Origin of the sequence: Kribbella soli, from assembly GCF_004331345.1 — a bacterium.
Lineage (GTDB): Bacteria > Actinomycetota > Actinomycetes > Propionibacteriales > Kribbellaceae > Kribbella > Kribbella soli.
Genome location: NZ_SJJZ01000003.1, coordinates 1300558 through 1317042 on the forward strand (window position 1 = coordinate 1300558; position 16485 = coordinate 1317042).

14 protein-coding genes are annotated in these 16485 nt (G+C 68.9%); 10 read left to right on the forward strand and 4 right to left on the reverse strand.

The genetic code is table 11. From position 1 onward, the window contains the following. The first annotated feature begins 9 nt into the window (after positions 1–9). The 4 genes from E0H45_RS43410 (at position 10) to E0H45_RS28995 (ending at position 3898) form a co-directional block, all read left to right on the forward strand. The gene (locus tag E0H45_RS43410; protein WP_238155351.1) at positions 10–243 is read left to right on the forward strand and encodes a septal ring lytic transglycosylase RlpA family protein; all 234 of its coding nucleotides are present in this window, start codon (positions 10–12) and stop codon (positions 241–243) included. A gap of 12 nt (positions 244–255) precedes the next feature. Then, positions 256–852: a cell wall protein gene (locus E0H45_RS28985; RefSeq protein WP_131343101.1), complete on the forward strand. Its 597-nt coding sequence runs from the start codon at positions 256–258 to the stop codon at positions 850–852. A 1-nt stretch (position 853) separates the two neighbouring features. Next, the gene (locus tag E0H45_RS28990; RefSeq protein ID WP_131343104.1) at positions 854–1669 is read left to right on the forward strand and encodes a MauE/DoxX family redox-associated membrane protein; all 816 of its coding nucleotides are present in this window, start codon (positions 854–856) and stop codon (positions 1667–1669) included. 174 nt (positions 1670–1843) lie between these two features. Then, a complete protein-coding gene (locus E0H45_RS28995; RefSeq protein WP_131343106.1) occupies positions 1844–3898 on the forward strand; it encodes a PQQ-dependent sugar dehydrogenase in 2055 nt (684 codons plus the stop codon). 90 nt (positions 3899–3988) lie between these two features. Here E0H45_RS28995 and E0H45_RS29000 read toward each other — a convergent pair whose 3' ends face one another. Then, the gene (locus E0H45_RS29000; RefSeq protein WP_202872546.1) at positions 3989–4498 is read right to left on the reverse strand and encodes an NUDIX domain-containing protein; all 510 of its coding nucleotides are present in this window, start codon (positions 4496–4498) and stop codon (positions 3989–3991) included. Positions 4499–4622: 124 nt separating this feature from the next. Between E0H45_RS29000 and E0H45_RS29005 the strand changes: the two genes are divergently transcribed. The 3 genes from E0H45_RS29005 to E0H45_RS29015 all read left to right on the forward strand — a co-directional run bounded on the left by E0H45_RS29005 (position 4623) and on the right by E0H45_RS29015 (position 10762). Further along, the gene (locus E0H45_RS29005; RefSeq protein WP_202872547.1) at positions 4623–6935 is read left to right on the forward strand and encodes a PQQ-dependent sugar dehydrogenase; all 2313 of its coding nucleotides are present in this window, start codon (positions 4623–4625) and stop codon (positions 6933–6935) included. Positions 6936–7152: 217 nt separating this feature from the next. Further along, positions 7153–7575, forward strand: coding sequence for an iron chaperone (locus tag E0H45_RS29010; RefSeq protein WP_131343111.1), 423 nt, complete (start codon positions 7153–7155; stop codon positions 7573–7575). Between the two features lie 76 nt (positions 7576–7651). Continuing rightward, positions 7652–10762 carry an AfsR/SARP family transcriptional regulator gene (locus E0H45_RS29015; RefSeq protein ID WP_238155352.1) on the forward strand — a complete coding sequence of 1037 codons (3111 nt, stop codon included), beginning with the start codon at positions 7652–7654 and terminating at the stop codon, positions 10760–10762. On the opposite strand, the gene E0H45_RS29020 is transcribed toward E0H45_RS29015, so the two are convergent. Further along, positions 10746–11489: an ABC transporter permease gene (locus E0H45_RS29020; protein WP_131343115.1), complete on the reverse strand. Its 744-nt coding sequence runs from the start codon at positions 11487–11489 to the stop codon at positions 10746–10748. The two genes, E0H45_RS29015 and E0H45_RS29020, sit on opposite strands and share 17 nt — an antisense overlap. Further along, positions 11486–12421 (reverse strand): ATP-binding cassette domain-containing protein, encoded by a 936-nt coding sequence (locus E0H45_RS29025; protein WP_131343117.1) that lies wholly within the window; start codon positions 12419–12421, stop codon positions 11486–11488. Before E0H45_RS29025 ends, E0H45_RS29020 begins: the two co-directional genes overlap by 4 nt. Before the next feature lie 147 nt (positions 12422–12568). On the opposite strand from E0H45_RS29025, the gene E0H45_RS29030 reads away from it, so the two are divergent. Then, the gene (locus E0H45_RS29030; RefSeq protein WP_131343119.1) at positions 12569–13243 is read left to right on the forward strand and encodes a DUF4097 family beta strand repeat-containing protein; all 675 of its coding nucleotides are present in this window, start codon (positions 12569–12571) and stop codon (positions 13241–13243) included. A 21-nt stretch (positions 13244–13264) separates the two neighbouring features. Here E0H45_RS29030 and E0H45_RS29035 read toward each other — a convergent pair whose 3' ends face one another. Next, positions 13265–14131, reverse strand: a complete 867-nt coding sequence (locus E0H45_RS29035) for a helix-turn-helix transcriptional regulator (RefSeq protein ID WP_131343121.1) — start codon at positions 14129–14131, stop codon at positions 13265–13267. A gap of 101 nt (positions 14132–14232) precedes the next feature. Between E0H45_RS29035 and E0H45_RS29040 the strand changes: the two genes are divergently transcribed. Next, positions 14233–15447 carry a multidrug effflux MFS transporter gene (locus tag E0H45_RS29040; RefSeq protein WP_131343123.1) on the forward strand — a complete coding sequence of 405 codons (1215 nt, stop codon included), beginning with the start codon at positions 14233–14235 and terminating at the stop codon, positions 15445–15447. Next, on the forward strand, positions 15432–16454 hold the full coding sequence (locus E0H45_RS29045; protein ID WP_131343125.1) for a zinc-dependent alcohol dehydrogenase family protein: 1023 nt from the start codon (positions 15432–15434) through the stop codon (positions 16452–16454). The genes E0H45_RS29040 and E0H45_RS29045 overlap by 16 nt, the downstream gene beginning before the upstream one ends. The last annotated feature ends 31 nt before the right edge of the window (positions 16455–16485 follow it).

Genomic DNA, 16485 nt, shown 5'->3' on the forward strand with positions numbered 1-16485 from the left:
TTCACCGGAATGACCCGGCGTACCTGCGGTTTCCGGCACGCCACCACCAACCTGTGCAACGGCAAACGGGTCGTCACCTCGATCGCGGACTGCGGTCCGCAGACCGACCTGTTCTGCGGTGAGCAAGCCTGCTGCGGCGGGACGTGTGCCGCCAACCGCCTGCTCGACCTCACTCCGGCCGCGTTCTCGGCGATCGCGAGCCTGAGCGCCGGTCTGATCCCCGCGAACATCGACGTCGGCTGAGGAGTGAGTGAGATGACCACAACGATGGACCGTCGCTCGCTGCTCACCCGTGCGGCCCTCGGCGCGACCGGACTGGTCGCCGCCAGCGCTATGGGCTCGCTCGCCCCCGAGGCCGCGTTCGCCGCGCAGTCTCCCGACGCCGGCCAACCGGACCCGAACTTCGCCGAAGGTGTGATCACCGGCCGGAACCAGGATCTCCTGCAGGTACAGGGATCCGACGGCCGGCTGCACCGGATCCAGCTGACCGGTGTGACGAGTGTCTGGAAGCTCCGCCCGACCACGATCGACCAGGCCCGGATCGGCGACGGCCTGTACGCGCGCGGCGTACTGCTGCCGGACGGGATCCTGGCCGCCGAGGCGATCTGGGTCAACATCGTCAACCTGACCGTCGCGATCACCGCGATCGGGCGCAACGGCGTCCAGTTCGATCACCACGGGCAGAAGGTCGTCGGGCACGTGCAGTCCGGCACGACCGCGGCCGTGTACAACGGCACGCCCGCGGTGTCGGACCTGTCGATGCTCAAGGTCGGCCGGCACGCCCAGGTGATCGGCGCCTGGCGACCGGGGACCAACGAGATCGACATCGCGACCATCTACACGTCGAACTGACATGGGCACCTTGGCGGCTGCTCAGCCGCTCTTGATCGGGTTGCTCCTGCTCTGGTCGTCGTACGGCAAGTTCGCCGATCCGAAGCAGGCCGAGCGTACGGCGTTACCTCGACTCGTCGGCGAGACGCGGGCGATCACGGCGTACCGCGGGGTTGCCGGGATCGAGGCGTTGGTGGCCTTGGGCCTCCTGTTGCCGCCCGTCTGGACCGTCGAGGCGCTCGCCGCGGTGGCGCTGGCGGCCGGCTTCACCGGGTTCCTGATCTACTCGAAGATCGTCGTACCCGAGGCATCCTGTGGATGCATGAAGGCGTCGGCGAGACCCGTCGGAGCGCGGGCGATCGCACGTGCCTTGTTGCTGCTGGCAACTGCTGTGATGGCGGCGACGGCGACGACCGGGTGGTGGTCGGCGGGCGCGGGTGTGCTCGTGCTCGTCGTCGAGGCGGCGGCGTTCGCGATGCTGTCCGCCGAGCTCGACCGGTACTGGCTGCTGCCGCTGCGGAGGTTCCGGATCGGGCTCAGCCACCCGTACGCCGGTACGGCGTCCGACGACACACCGCTCGCCGCGACGCAGCGGCGGGTCCTGCTCAGCCCGGCGTACCGCGCGGTCGACGGGTTGCTGCGTTCCGACATCCACGACTACTGGGACGACGAGGACTGGCGGTTCGTGAGCTACGCCGCCAGGTACGACGGCCGCCGGGCGACCGCCGTCTTCGCCGTACCGCACCGGGACTCCACACCGGAGTCCATCCGGGTCGCCGTCGTCGATGAGGAAGGCTTGACGCTCTACCGTCCCACGGTGCTCGCTGCTGTTGGGTAGGACCGCCAGGCCATCACAATTGCCCCTCCGCCGCTCCCGTCACGCTCGTCGTGGCGGGAGCGGCTGCATTGTGATGGCCTGGCGGTCGCTGTTGACATTGACCCGCATCATTAGGAAGCTTTCCTAACAGTTAGTCCCCTGCAGCTCCTCCGCCCCGGAACACCAGGAGACCTCATGAAACCCCGCTTGATCTGGGCCGTGACCGCGCTGGCTGTCGCCACGCTCGGGCTCAGCGCTCCCCCAGCTGTGACCATGGCCGCGACCGCGGCGGCCACCGACTACCAGGCCGAAGACGCCACCGTCTCGCAAGGTGTGGTCGAGTCCAACCACACCGGCTACACCGGCACCGGCTTCGTCAACTACGACAACCTCGTCGGCAGTTACGTCGAGTGGACCGTAACGGCACCGGCCGGCCCGGCCGATGTGACGCTGCGGTACGCGAACGGTACGGCGGCCACGCGGCCGATGGACTTCACCGTCAACGGGCAGCCCGGCGCCGTCGGCATCACGTTCCCCGGCACCGGCGCGTGGACGACCTGGCAGACCAAGACCGTCCGCCTCCAGCTCGTCGCCGGCACGAACAAGATCCGCGCCCGCGCGACCAGTGCGGACGGCGGACCGAACGCCGACAAGCTGACCGTCACCCCGACCACCGACGACACCACTCCCCCGTCGGCGCCCGGCGACCTGACCGCCAGCGACGTCAAGTCGAACGCAGCGACGTTCCACTGGACCGCGGCGACCGACAACGTCGGCGTGGTCCGGTACGAGATCAACCGCGGCGGCAACGTGCTGAAGGTTGTCGACGGCAACACGCTGTCGGCGACCGTCGACACGTTGACGGCGAACACGGCGTACGACATCTCGGTCGGCGCGTTCGATGCCGCGGGCAACGCTTCGCAGCAGAGCAACGTGGTCACGTTCACCACGCCGGGCAGCGGCGACACGCAACCGCCGACCGTGCCCGGGAACCTGCACTCGACCGGCGTCACCGCGAACAGCGTGTCGCTGGCGTGGAATGCGTCCGCCGACAACAGCGGGAGCATCGCCGGGTACGACGTGTACCAGGGCTCGACGAAGGTTGCGTCGACCGGTTCGCTGACCGCGACCGTGACGGGGCTGACGCCGAACACTGAGTACACGTTCACGGTGAAGGCCCGCGACCCTGACGGCAACGCGTCCGCTGCGAGCAATGCGGTCACCGTCCGTACGGCGACCACGGGCGCCGGCGGCATTCCGGCGTACGACAAGGACATCGCGAAGGTCGATCTCGGATGGAGTGTGGCGTTCCTGCCGGACGGGTCCGCGCTGGTCACCGAGCGGGACCGGTTCGAGGTCCTGCGGGTGACGGCGGCCGGGCAGAAGACGACGCTCGGGAAGGTGCCGGGCGTGGTCACGACCACCGGAGAAGGCGGTCTGCTCGGGATCGCGCTGTCGCCGAACTTCGCGAGCGACCACTGGGTGTACTTCTACCACACGGCGTCCGGCGACAACCGGATCGTGCGGATGAAGTACGAGAACGGGCAACTCGGTACGACGTCCTCGCCGGTACTCACGGGACTCGCGAAGAACCGCTACCACAACGGCGGGCGGATCGCGTTCGGTCCGGACGGGAAGCTGTACGCGACCGTTGGTGACGCCAAGAATTCCGGGAACGCGCAGAACAAGGGCTCGCTGAACGGGAAGATCCTGCGGATGAACCCGGACGGCAGCGCGCCGAGCGACAACCCCTTCTACAGCACGGGCGGCAACGCGCGGTACGTATGGAGCTGGGGGCACCGGAACCCGCAAGGCCTGGCGTGGGACTCGCGCGGTCAGCTGTGGGCGGCGGAGTTCGGTGAGAACAGTCAGGACGAGCTCAACCTGATCCAGAAGGGCGGCAACTACGGCTGGCCCGCGTGCGAGGGCACGATCGGCGACTGCGGCGGGTACATCGCGCCGAAGCGCACGTGGTCGACGTCGCAGGCCGGGCCGAGTGGCATCGAGATCGTCAACGACTGGATCTACATCGCGGGTGTGACCGGCGAGCAGTTGTGGGTCACGAAGATCAACTCGGCCGGGACCGGGGTCGGTACACCGCAGGCGCTGTTCTCCGGCCGGTGGGGACGGCTGCGGAGCATCACCCGCACGCCGGACGGCGCGTTGTGGCTGACCTCCACCAACAACGACAAGAACGGCGGCACACCGTCCACGATCGACAACGTCATCGTGCGGCTGAAGTTCCCATAGTCCGCAGCGAGCCGGCTCCCGCCACCCGGGAGCCGGCTCACCCTGCGGGCGGCCCATCGCGGTCTGGCGCGGGCGATGTGCACTCTCGACTCAGATGGGGTGGCCGAAGTCCGCGTACACCGGGGCTCCGGTGGTTAGGGATTGTTGGGCGAGGGTTAGGCGGCGGGTCATGGAGGGGCGGAGGCGGGGGGTTGCTTCGGTGAGGGTGAGGTAGTGGTGGGCTTGGGCTTCGGTGGGGTCGAGGGTGAGGGGGATGTCGTCCAGGACGCCGCCGTCGAAGACGAAGGCGAGGGAGTCGGACCACGGGCCGTGGGCGGGGACCCAGTCGACGACCAGTAGGCGGCCGATCTCCAGGTCGAGGCCGATCTCCTCCTTGACCTCACGGCAGCAGGCCTCGTACGGCGACTCGTCGAACTCGACGATGCCGCCGGGGATGTCGAGCGTCGGCTTGTACGTCGGTTCGAGGAAGAGGATCCGGCCGGCGTGGTCGCGGATGAGTGCGCCGCCGGCGGCTGTCTTGCGTGGCATCCGGGCCGCGATCCCCGGATTGAACTCCTGCTCCGGCGCACCTTCGGCGGCGAGATCGTTCTGTCGATTCACGTCTCCAGTGTCGGCTACCTGCTGAGCTCGGTCGGCTGCGGGCAGCTACCCACTCGACGGTTGGCGTGGATCGGCGCATTCTGAACCAGCAGACAGCGCGCGGAGGGGTCTGAGGCGCTGGGAAGTGGGGGACGAGATGTGGGGTCTCGGTAGGACCGCGCGCGGGCGCGGACGGATCAGCATGGCGGCCGCGATGCTCCTGGTCGCCGCAGTACTCAGTCAAGGCGCGGCCCGTGCGGAGACGTTGCCCACCGGGTTCCGTGACACGGTCGTCCTGAGCGGCCTGACGAACCCGACGGTGCTGCAGTTCGCGCCGGACGGGCGGATCGTCGTCGGTCAGAAGAACGGCGTGATCAAGATCTTCCAGAGCCTCACGGACACCAGTCCGGTCACTGTCGCTGACCTGTCGCTCCAGGTCGGCGACTACTGGGACCGCGGTCTCCTCGGTCTCGCCCTACCACCGAACTTCCCCGCCAGCCCGTACATCTACGTGCTCTATGCGTACGACGCGGCAATCGGCGGAACCGCACCACGGTGGAACGACGCCTGCCCGACACCTCCCGGCCCGACCACTGACGGCTGCCTCGTGTCGGCGCGGCTGTCCCGGTTGCAGATCAGCGGCAACGTCATGACAGGCCCCGAGCAGGTGCTGATCAACGACTGGTGCCAGCAGTTCCCCAGCCACTCGATCGGCACGTTGCTCTTCGGGCGCGACGGCTACCTCTACGTCAGTGGCGGCGACGGCGCCAGCTTCAACAACGTCGACTACGGCCAGTACGGCGCGACCTACGCCGGCGATCAGGCGAACCCCTGCGGGGATCCGCCGGGCTCGGTCGGCACCGCTCTGACAGCACCGAACGCGCAAGGTGGTGCGCTGCGCAGTCAGAGCATCCGCCGTCCCAGCGGTCCGGCCACGCTGGACGGTGCGATCCTGCGCCTCGACCCCAGCACTGGTGCCGGCGTATCCGGCAACCCGTTCTTCTCCTCGACGGACCCGAACGCCCGGCGGATCGTTGCCTACGGCGCACGTAATCCGTTCCGGATGACGCAGCGCCCGGGGACCGACGAGCTGTGGATCGGCGATGTCGGGTGGAACTCCTGGGAGGAGATCAATCGCGTCGTGTCCCCGACGACAGCCAACAACTTCGGCTGGCCTTGCTACGAGGGGGCGGCCGCCCAGGGCGGGTACCAGGGCGCCGGGTTGTCGTCGTGCTCGTCGCTGTACTCGTCGCCCGGTTCGGTCGTTGCGCCGTACTACGCCTACAACCACAGCGCCTGCGTGGTGAACTACACCGGCTGCCGCACCGGCGGCTCGTCGATCACCGGGATCGCGTTCTACCAGGGTGGGTCGTATCCGTCGGAGTACAACGGAGCGCTGTTCTTCGCCGACCACTCGCGGAACGAGATCTGGGCGATGCTGCCCGGTACGAACGGCCTACCTGATCCGGCCCGACTGCGGTCGTTCGTCGGTGTCGACCCGACAGGTGGCGCCGCGGGCCATCCGGTCGACCTGAAGATCGGTCCGGGCGGCGACCTGTTCTACGTCGACATGGAGAGTGGCGCCGTACACCGCATCACCTTCACGGCCGCCAACCAGCCGCCGACCGCGTCCTTCACGGCAACCCCGTCCAGTGGTGCGGTCCCGCTGACTGTGAACTTCAACGGCACCGCCTCCTCCGATCCCGAGGGCGGGCCGCTCAGCTACTCGTGGGATCTCAACGGTGACGGCACCTTCGGCGACGCGACCGGCGCGACAGCGACGCGCACGTACAGCACAGCGGGGACCTACCACCCGAGCCTCCGAGTGACGGACAACCAGGGAGCAACAGGTACGGCGTCCGTCACGGTCACGGCCGGCAACACAGGGCCGACGGCGGTGATCGACTCGCCCGCATCGAGCCTGACCTGGAAGGTCGGTGACCAGATCGGCTTCACCGGCCACGCGACCGACGTACAGGACGGGTCGGTGCCTGCGTCCAAGTTGAGCTGGCAGCTGACCATGCATCACTGCTTTACGCCGTCCGACTGCCACGCGCACCTGCTGGAGACGATCAACGGTGTGTCGTCGGGGAACTTCACGACACCGGACCACTCTTATCCGTGCTGGCTCGAACTGGCCTTGACCGCGACCGATTCCGGAGGTCTGACCTCGACGACTTCGGTCCGGCTGGACCCGCGGACCGTCGTACTCACGTTCCGGACCAACCCGGGCGGGCTCAACCTGACCAACATGGTCGTCAACGAGGCGCCACGCTCGACCCCGTTCTCCGTGACCGTGGTGGTCGGCTCGGCGAACTCGGTCAGCGCCCCGTCGCCACAACAGTTCAACAAGTTCACGTACAACTTCACGTCGTGGTCGGACGGAGGACCGCAGAACCACACCATCACCGCACCGGCGGTGAACACCACCTACACCGCCGCCTACCGAAAACGCTGATTTGCCGGATCGCTCCTCTGGCCGACGTCCGCGTCCTCCTCGACCCGGCCGGCCACCCGTTCTGCCTCTACAGCTGAGCGGCCTCAGGCGTTCAGTTGGGTGCGGAGGTAGGCGAGTTTGTCCGGGTTCAGGATCGATCAGTTTTCGAGAAGCGGGGGTGTCCGGGGGCTTCTAGTGTTTGGGGTGTTGAAGACGGCAACCACCAAGGGAGAGTCCGATGGCCACCACGAAGAAGAAGTCGTACGACGGGTTCAGCGACGCCGAGCGAGACGCGATGAAGGAGCACGCGAAGGCGCTGAAGAGCAAGGAGGACCCGGCGGTGGCGCAGGCCGCGAAGATCGCGACGATGGCGGACGCCGACCGCGTGATCGCCGAGCGGCTGAACGAGCTGATCCCCCAGATCGCGCCGGAACTCACCCCGAAGCTCTGGTACGGCATGCCCGGCTGGGCGAAGAACGGCAAGATCGTCTGTTTCTTCCAGGACGCCGCCAAGTTCAAGTACCGCTACTCCACCTTCGGTTTCCAGGACTCCGCCAACGTCGACGACGGGGACATGTGGCCGACGTCGTACGCCATCACAAAGCTGACACCGGCCGTCGAGAAGCGGCTCGTCGCGCTGATCAAGCAGGCCGTCAGCTAGACCTTCGGCGGCCCGCACGGGGAAGTGGTCAGGTAAGCGCTGGGTGCGTGGCAAGATCTGCTGGGTGCAGATCGGGATGTTGGGGCCATTTGAGGTGCGTGCGGGCGATGAGGGCCTTGTCGACGTGCCGGGGGCGCGGTTGCGTGGGCTGTTGATCGTGCTTGCGCTCGAGGCCGGGCGGGTGGTTCCGAAGGCCACGTTGGTGGACTGGATCTGGGGTGAGCAGCCGCCGGCGGACGCCGCGAACGCCTTGCAGCGGCTGGTGTCGCGGCTGCGGAAGGTGCTCCCGGACGGCTCAGTCGAAGGCCACACGGACGGTTACCGGCTGCAGATCGATCCCGACGCGGTGGACGCCGTACGGTTCGAACGTCTCGTCACCCGCGCTCGCACCGACCAGGACCCTCAGGGCGTCCGGCTGCTGCGTGAGGCGCTCGCGCTGTGGCGGGGACCGGCGATGCAGGACGTCGGGCTGACCGAGAGCGGCGCGTTCGACGCGGCCGTGACCCGGCTCGACGGCCTCCGCCTGACCGCGATGGAGGACCGGTACGACGCCGAGATCACCCTCGGTCACGGCGCGGACCTTGTCACCGAGCTGACCGACCTGGTCGCCGCTCACCCGGTCCGCGAACGCCTCGTCGCCGCCCTGATGCGCGCCCTGGTCGCCTCCGGCCGCGACACCGAGGCGCTCCGCGTGTACGAGCGCACCCGCGAAACCCTCGCCGACGAGCTCGGCGTCGACCCCTCACCGGAGCTGTCCGCCCTGCATGTCGCCCTCCTCCGCGGCGAGCTGGTACGCCGGGACGAGAAGCGGAACACGAACCTCCGCGAAGAACTCACGACGTACGTCGGCAAGGAAACCGATATCGCCACCGTCCGCGACCTGATCGCCGGGCACCGCCTGACGACGCTGATCGGACCGGGTGGATCGGGTAAGACCAGGCTCGCGACCGAGACCGCGCGGTCTGTGCTCGGCGACCTGCCCGACGGCGCCTGGATGGTCGAGCTCGCGGCGATCGGCGCCGACGGGGACGTGGCGCAAGCGACGCTCGGCGCGCTCGCGCTGCGGGACGCGCTGCTCGGCGACGTACCGGACGCGGCCCCGACGGACCGGGTGATCGCCGCGGTCCGCGAGCGGGCGATGCTGCTGATCCTGGACAACTGCGAGCACGTGATCGAGTCCGCGGCGACGTTCGCGCACCGGGTACTCGGCGAGTGCCCGCGGCTGCGGATCCTCGCGACCAGCCGGGAACCCCTCGGTATCACCGGCGAGGCGCTGTGGCCGGTCGCGCCACTCGCACTCCCCACCGACAGCAGCGAGATCGCCGCCTCGCCCGCCGTCCGTCTGCTGCAGGACCGCGCACGGGCCGTCCGCGCAGACCTCGCCCTGGATCTGGAGACGATGGCCCGGATCTGCCGGGCGCTCGACGGTATGCCGCTGGCGATCGAGCTGGCCGCGGCCCGGTTGCGGACGATGTCGCTGGAGCAGCTCGCGAACCGCCTCGACGACCGGTTCCGCCTGTTGACCGGTGGCAGTCGTACGGCACTCCCCCGCCACCGCACGCTCCGCGCAGTGGTCGACTGGAGCTGGGAGCTGCTGTCGGACGCCGAGCGGGCGGCCCTGCGCAGGCTCTCGGTGTTCGCGGGCGGTGCGAGCCTGGAGGCGGCCGAGCAGGTCTGCGCAGGTGGCGAGGTCGAGTCGTGGGAGGTCCTCGACCTGCTGACCGCGTTGACCGAGAAGTCGCTGGTGGTCACGAAGGACGAGGGCGCGCCGCGGTACCGGCTGCTCGGCACGATCAAGGAGTACGCCCAGCAACGTCTCGAGGAAGCGGGCGAGACCGACCAGACCCGCCGTACCCATCTCGCCTACTTCACCGAGCTGGCCGAGACCGCGGACCCGCACCTGCGCCGGACCGAGCAGCTCGAATGGCTGGCGATCGTCGAAGGCGAACACGACAACCTCGCCGCGGCGATGCGGGCCGTGCTCGCAGCCGGGGACGCGGCAGGCGCGATGCGACTCGCCGCGGCCGCCGGGTGGTACTGGTGGTTCGCCGGGCACAAGGTCGAGGGCAGCGAGTTCCTGATGGCGGCCCCCACGATCCCGGGCGAGGTCCCGGACGAGACCCGTGCGGTCGTGTACGCGTTCGTCACCGGCTTCATGACGTCGGGGCGCGGGCGCGACGAGAGCAACGCCGAGGAATGGATCCGCAAGTCCGCCGACGTCAGCCGGCGGATCAAGTACTCGCATCCGGCGGTGACGATGTCGGAAGCCCTCGAACGCCTGCTGGAAGGGCCGTCCGAGTTCGTGTCCGCCTTCGAGCCGCTGCTCACCGACGAAGACCCTTGGGTACGGGCGCTTGCGCGGCTGCAGACCGGCAAGATGCGGATCATGCTCGGCGACGGCGATGTGGACGCGGATGTCGCGCTGGAGACGGCGGTCCGCGAGTTCCGGGCGATCGGCGAGCGCTGGGGGATGTCGTTCGCGCTGACCGAGCTGGCGGACCGGGTCGCCGTCCGCGGGGAGTTCGCCGAGGCGTGCGAGTACTACGAGCAGGCGATCGCGGTCGCCGCGGAGGTCGGGGCCACCGAGGATGTCGTCAAGATGCGGTCGCGGCAGGCGCAGCTGTACTGGCTCATGGACGACCACGAGGCGAGCGCGACCGCCATGGCGGAATCGTTGCGGCAAGCAGAACGCGTCGCCTGGCCGGAGGCGCTGATCGAGCTGACGTTGTGCAAGGCGGAGCTCGCGCGCTGGAGCGGCGACCTCGAGGAAGCGCGCCGGCAGCTCGACCTCGCGACGACCATGCTCGGTCACGAGGCGGAGCGGGCGAACCTGCGCTCGATGATCCAGGACGTACTCGGCTACCTGGCCACGGATCTCGACCAGGCCTGGCAGCACCGGAGCGCGGCGTTCCAGGCAGCGACGGAGAGCGGGCACGCCCCCGGGATCGCCCAGATGCTCGTCGGCATCGCGGATCTGGCGTTGCGCACCGATCAGGACGAGCAGGCCGCGCGCCTGCTCGCCGCGAGTGCCGTCGTCCGGGGACTGCCCGACCGGTCGAACCCCGATGTCGCCAAGGTGGAGCAGGAGACGCGCCGTCGCCTCGGTGACGCGAAGTTCACCGAGGCGACGGAAGAGGGCCGGCAAGCGAGCTGGCGAGAGCTCGTCGAGGTCACGCTCGCTTCTTGAACGTCGAGGTCGCCCAGACGTACCCGACCACGGCGATCCCGAGGCACCAGGCGAACGCGGCGATCAGGTCGCCGGTCTGCGGCGCGCCGTTCAGCAGCCCGCGCAGGCTCTCGATGATCGGCGTGAACGGCTGGTACTGCGCGAACTGCTTCACGCCGGGCCCCATCTTGTCCGCCGGCACGATCGCGCTGCTGAAGAACGGCAGCATCACCAGCGGCACCGAGGCCAGACCTGCGGTCTCCGGGGTCTTCGCGAACAGGCCGAGGGCAACGGTCAGCCAGCCGGTCGCCAGCCCGAGCAGGACGACGAGACCGATCACGCCGAGCCACTGGGCGAAGCTCGCCGACGGGTTGAAGCCGAGCGCGAACGCGACCCCGATGATCGCGGCGATCGCGATCAGGTTGGTCATCACGCTGGAGATCACGTGCCCGGTCAGGACCGCGCCCCGCGGCACGTCCATCACCTTGAAGCGGTTGATGATGCCCTTGGTCATGTCGGAGTTCACGGCTGTCGCCACGGCGCCGAGCCCGTAGCAGACCGCCAGCAGGAGCATGCCGGGGGTCGCGTAGTCGACGTACGGGACGCCGACGCTGAACGCGTCGCCGAGCATGTAGACGAACATCAGCATCACCACGACCGGCATCAGGACCGCGTTGAAGACGGAGGTCGGGTTCCGCGCGATGTGCTTGAGGTTGCGGCGCAGCATCACGATCGAGGGGTTCTTCATTTCGCGACTACCTCCGCGGTGTCGTGGCCCGTCAGGGCGAGGAATACGTCATCGAGGTCAGGGGTGTTGACAGAGAACTCGTCGGCGTCGATCGAGTACTCGTCGAGCCGGTCGAGCAGCTTGCGGACCGACTGGGTGCCGCCGTCGCTGGGGACCCGCAGGGTCAGCGCGTCGTCGTCCCGGGTCGAGTCGGGCATGATCCGGGCGGCGGTGTCGAGGTCCTCGACGGAGCCGAACCGGAACCGGACGTGGGTGCCGGGGATCTGCCGCTTGAGCTCCTCCGGGGTGCCCTGGGCAACCAAACGGCCCTTGTCGAGTACCGCGATCTTGTCGGCCAACTGGTCGGCCTCGTCGAGGTACTGCGTGGTCAGGAAGATGGTCACGCCGTCCGCGAGCAGCTCGCGGATGATCGTCCACATGGTGCGCCGGCTGCGCGGGTCGAGGCCCGTCGTCGGCTCGTCCAGGAAGATGATCTGCGGGTTGCCGACCAGGGTCATCGCCAGGTCGAGCTTGCGGCGCATGCCGCCGGAGTACGTCGCCGCGGCCTTGTCCGCAGCCTCCGCCAGGTCGAAGCGCTCCAGGAGTCCGCCGACGATCTCGTCGCCCGCGCCGCGGGTCAGGTCGACCATCAACTGGAGGTTCTCGCGACCGGTCAGCAGTTCGTCCACGGCCGCGAACTGGCCGGTGACCCCGATCGCGGACCGGACCGCCTTCGCGTCGGTCGCGACGTCGTGTCCGGCCACCCGGACCGTACCGCCGTCAGCCTTGGTCAACGTGGTCAGCACGTTCACCGTGGTCGTCTTGCCGGCCCCGTTCGGGCCGAGCAGGGAGAAGACGGTGCCCGCGGGGACGTCGAGGTCGATCCCGTCGAGCACGGTCTTGTCGCCGAATGCCTTGCGCAGTCCAGTGACCGCAATCGCCGAAGTTGTCATGGGAACACCTTCGGCGGGCGTCCTGACACGCTCCTGACACGCCGCCTACACGGTGTCAGCCGCGTGTCCGCCGGGATCACAGAGCCTTGTCAGGGCGCCCGGCCAGAGTTGTCGTCATCAACCGGATCACGACTCAGGAGCACTCAGATGGCTACCTTCAGCACCCCCGCACCGATCTCCGCCGCCGTCGACATCATCTTCGGCGACATCACCGTCAAGGCGAGCGACCGTACTGACACGGTCGTCGAGGTCCGGCCGGTCGACCCCACCTGGGAGCTGGACGTGAAGGCCGCCGAGCAGGTTGTCATCGAGTTCACCGACGGGAAGCTGCAGGTCAAGCACCCGAAGCTGCGGTCCGTGTTCAGCAAGCGGTACGGCGCGGTCGAGGTCCTGATCGAGCTGCCGACCGGCTCCGACGTCCACGGGTACACCGCCAAGGGCGAGTACGTCGTCGAGGGCGAGGTCGGCTCGTGCGAGCTGAAGACCGCCAACGGCAACATCCGGGTCGGCAAGGTGGCCGGCACCCTGCGCGCCAAGTCGGCCACCGGCCACATCACCGTCGAAGCGGCTGGTACCGAGGTCAACGCGCGGACCGCGAACGGCGACATCCGCGTCGGCACCCTCGGCACCGGCTCCCTCGACCTCTACACCGCCACCGGCGAGGTCGCGGTCGGCGTCCCGGAGGGCACCGCGGCCGCACTGGACGCGCACACCTCGGTCGGCCGGGTCTTCAACGACCTGGAGTCCGTCGAGAACGCCGCCCGCACCGTCACCGTCCGCGCCCGCACCCACGGCGGCAACATCACCCTCCGCCGCGCCTGATCCGCGACCCGCGGATCGCCCCTACTGTGCCGGAGTCCGGTCGGCGGCGAGGGAGGCGAGGAGTCGCAGTTTCTCCGCGGACGGTGAGCCCGGCTCGGCGGTGTAGACCAAGAGGACCAGGCCGGGCTCGGCTGTGACGGCGAGCTCCTCGTAGGCGAAGGTGAGCTCGCCGACCTCGGGATGATGGAATCGCTTGGTGCCGGTGCCGTGGGTTCGGACGTCGTGCGAGCCCCACAGCCGGCGGAAGGTCTCGCTCTGCGTCGACAGCTCGCCGACCAGGTCCTGCAGGGTGCGGTCGTGCGGATCGCGGCCGGCCTCGGCGCGCATGACCCCGACACACATGTGCGCGAACAGGTCCCAGTCCGGGTAGAAGTCGCGCGAAGCCGGGTCGAGGAACTGGAAGCGGGCCAGGTTCGGCGTCCGGCCGCCCTCGCCGATCACGGGCGAGTAGAAGACCCGTCCGAGGGCGTTCGTGGCGAGCAGGTCCTGCGCCGGATTGCGGACGAACGCGACACCGTCGGTGATCGCCTCCAGCGCCCACTGCAGGCTGGGCCGGGAGGTCGTCTGCGGCGTCGTACGGCGACGACGGCGCCCCGAGGTCGGGATGCCGTCGGCCGCCCGGGCGAGATCGAGAAGGTGCGCGCGCTCGGTCTCGTCGAGCCGGAGCGCCTGGGCGATCGCCTCGAGCACCGCCGACGAGGCGCCCGCGATCGTTCCGCGTTCGAGCTTCGCGTAGTACTCGACGCTCACGCCGGCCAGCGTGGCCACCTCGCTGCGCCGCAGACCGGCCACGCGGCGCTGGCCGGCCGCCGGGAGGCCAACGTCCGACGGCGTCAGCTTCGCCCGTCGTGACGTCAGGAACTCACGGACCTCGGCCTTGTTGTCCATGTCATCGACAGTACCGGCGGCGTACCTCGTGAGGGATGTACTGCTGGTACACCTCTCGAGCGTGACTTCTTCAGCGTCTCTCCCGGCGCTTGCATGGAGACATGCCCCTCACCGTCACCCGGCCGCAGCCGACCAGCCGTGACGCCTCGCTGACCGCCACGGTGCTTGCCACGGTCGTGCTGATCACCGCGATCGCACCGCTGGCCACCGACATGTATGTGCCGGCCTTCCCGCTGGTCGCCCGCGATCTCGGCACCGGCGCAACCGAGGTGCAGCTGACTCTGACCACCTTCTTCGTCGGTATGGCGTTGGGCCAGCTTCTCGGCGGACCGTTCTCGGACCGGGTCGGCCGGCGTCGCCCGTTGCTGATCTCGCTCGTTGTGCTGACGGCTGCGTCGGTTCTGTGCGCGTTCAGCCCGACGATCGGCGTCCTGATGGTTGCCCGGCTGCTGCAGGGGTTCAGTGGCGGGTGGGCGATGGTCATCGCCCGGTCAATCGTCGTGGACCTGACCTCCGGAGCGCGGCTGGTCCGGGCGATGAACATGGTCGCCGGTGTCGCGGGGATCGCGCCCATCGTCGGACCGTTGCTCGGGGCAGCCGTTCTGCATTTCACCCACTGGCGGGTGTCGTTCTGGGTCGTCGCCACGCTCGCCGCGTTGATGGTGGCGGCGGTCGCGTTCGGCGTACCCGAGACGCTCCGGCGTGGAAACCATCCCGTCCGGCTGGCCGGTCGCGTCCTGCGCCACCGCGGCTTCCTCGGATACCTGCTGGTGTTCGCGTTCTCGATGGGCACGATCTTCGCGTACGTCGCCACGTCGGCCTTCGCGCTGCAGTCGATGAACGGTCTCTCCCCGGTCGCGTACTCGGTGGACTTCGCGTTCAACGCCGTCGGACTGACCATCGCGACACTGCTCGCCGCACGACTGGCCGATCGGGTCCCGACCCGGAAGATCGTCCTCCTCGGACTGGTGGTGACCGGTCTGGCGGGAGCTCTCCTGCTCGTCGGCGCGCTCTGGTTCGGCATGCCGCTCGTGGTGGCGCTCGTCGGCTTCTTCGTCCTGATGTCCGCCCAGGGATTCGTCGGCCCGAACGCCGGGGCACTGGCGTCAGCTCAGATTCCGGAGCATCCCGGTACCGGTTCGGCGCTGCTGGGTTTCCTGCAGTGGTGCACCGCCGGAGTCGTCGCCCCACTCGCGGGCCTCGGCGGTGCGAGTACCGCCGTACCCATGGCAGCCATCGTGGTTGCCCTCACCCTTGCGTCCTTGATCGCACTGATCACCAACCAGAAAGGTTCCCAGCCATGCATGGAGTCATGATGTACGGTCCCGGCGACGTCCGCGTCGAGGACCGCCCCGACCCGATCATCCAGCAGCCGACCGACGCGATCATCCGGCTCAGCGCGACCTGCGTGTGCGGTTCCGACCTCTGGCCGTACCGCGGGCAGGACAAGCTCGACGGGCCGACGCCGATGGGCCACGAGTACGTCGGTGTCGTCGAGGAGATCGGCTCCGAAGTGACCACTGTGAAGCCCGGTGATTTCGTCATCGGCTCGTTCTTCGCCTCCGACAACACCTGCGAGATCTGCCAGGCCGGCTACCAGTCACGCTGCGTCCACGCCGAGCCGATGGGTGCCATCGGCACCCAGTCGGAACTGGCCCGGGTACCGCTCGCGGACGGCACTCTGGTCCCGACCCGTGGCCTGCCCGACGCCGATCTGATCCCCTCCTTCCTGGCGGCGTCGGACGTGCTCGGGACCGGTTGGTTCGCCGCGATCGCGGCCGAAGCGGGACCGGGCAAGACGGTGGCGGTTGTGGGCGACGGTGCGGTCGGGCTCCTCGGCGTACTCGCGGCGAAGCAACTCGGCGCCGAACGCATCATCGCGATGAGCCGCCACGAGTCCAGGCAGAACCTTGCCCTGGAGTACGGCGCGACGGACATCGTCATCGAACGCGGGGACGAGGGGGTCGCGCGCGTCAAGGAGCTCACCAACGGCTACGGAGCGCACAGCGTCATCGAAGCCGTCGGTACGCAGGAGTCGATGCTCCAGGCCATCCGCTCCACCCGCCCCGGTGGTCACGTCGGTTACGTTGGTGTCGCCCACGACGTGACGCTGCCCGGTGACGAGCTCTTCTTCTCCGGCGTGCACCTGCACGGCGGACCCGCGCCCGTCCGCCAGTACCTGCCCACGCTGATCGACCTGATCTCCCGGCGCGAGATCGACCCCGGCAAGGTGTTCGACCTGACCCTCCCCCTGACCGATGCGGCCAAGGCCTACGAGGCGATGGACCGACGCCAGGCAATCAAGGCACTCTTGCAGCCGTGACCAGGCGGAGCCAGGCTGCGGCAAGGGCGGC

What these genes read in the sequence shown, in the direction of transcription:
- E0H45_RS43410 (WP_238155351.1), top strand. Translation starts at nt 10, where the DNA reads ATGACCCGGCGTACCTGCGGTTTCCGGCACGCCACCACCAACCTGTGC.
- E0H45_RS28985 (WP_131343101.1), top strand. Translation starts at nt 256, where the DNA reads ATGACCACAACGATGGACCGTCGCTCGCTGCTCACCCGTGCGGCCCTC.
- E0H45_RS28990 (WP_131343104.1), top strand. Translation starts at nt 854, where the DNA reads ATGGGCACCTTGGCGGCTGCTCAGCCGCTCTTGATCGGGTTGCTCCTG.
- E0H45_RS28995 (WP_131343106.1), top strand. Translation starts at nt 1,844, where the DNA reads ATGAAACCCCGCTTGATCTGGGCCGTGACCGCGCTGGCTGTCGCCACG.
- E0H45_RS29010 (WP_131343111.1), top strand. Translation starts at nt 7,153, where the DNA reads ATGGCCACCACGAAGAAGAAGTCGTACGACGGGTTCAGCGACGCCGAG.
- E0H45_RS29015 (WP_238155352.1), top strand. Translation starts at nt 7,652, where the DNA reads ATGTTGGGGCCATTTGAGGTGCGTGCGGGCGATGAGGGCCTTGTCGAC.
- E0H45_RS29020 (WP_131343115.1), bottom strand. Translation starts at nt 11,489, where the DNA reads ATGAAGAACCCCTCGATCGTGATGCTGCGCCGCAACCTCAAGCACATC.
- E0H45_RS29025 (WP_131343117.1), bottom strand. Translation starts at nt 12,421, where the DNA reads ATGACAACTTCGGCGATTGCGGTCACTGGACTGCGCAAGGCATTCGGC.
- E0H45_RS29030 (WP_131343119.1), top strand. Translation starts at nt 12,569, where the DNA reads ATGGCTACCTTCAGCACCCCCGCACCGATCTCCGCCGCCGTCGACATC.
- E0H45_RS29035 (WP_131343121.1), bottom strand. Translation starts at nt 14,131, where the DNA reads ATGGACAACAAGGCCGAGGTCCGTGAGTTCCTGACGTCACGACGGGCG.
- E0H45_RS29040 (WP_131343123.1), top strand. Translation starts at nt 14,233, where the DNA reads ATGCCCCTCACCGTCACCCGGCCGCAGCCGACCAGCCGTGACGCCTCG.
- E0H45_RS29045 (WP_131343125.1), top strand. Translation starts at nt 15,432, where the DNA reads ATGCATGGAGTCATGATGTACGGTCCCGGCGACGTCCGCGTCGAGGAC.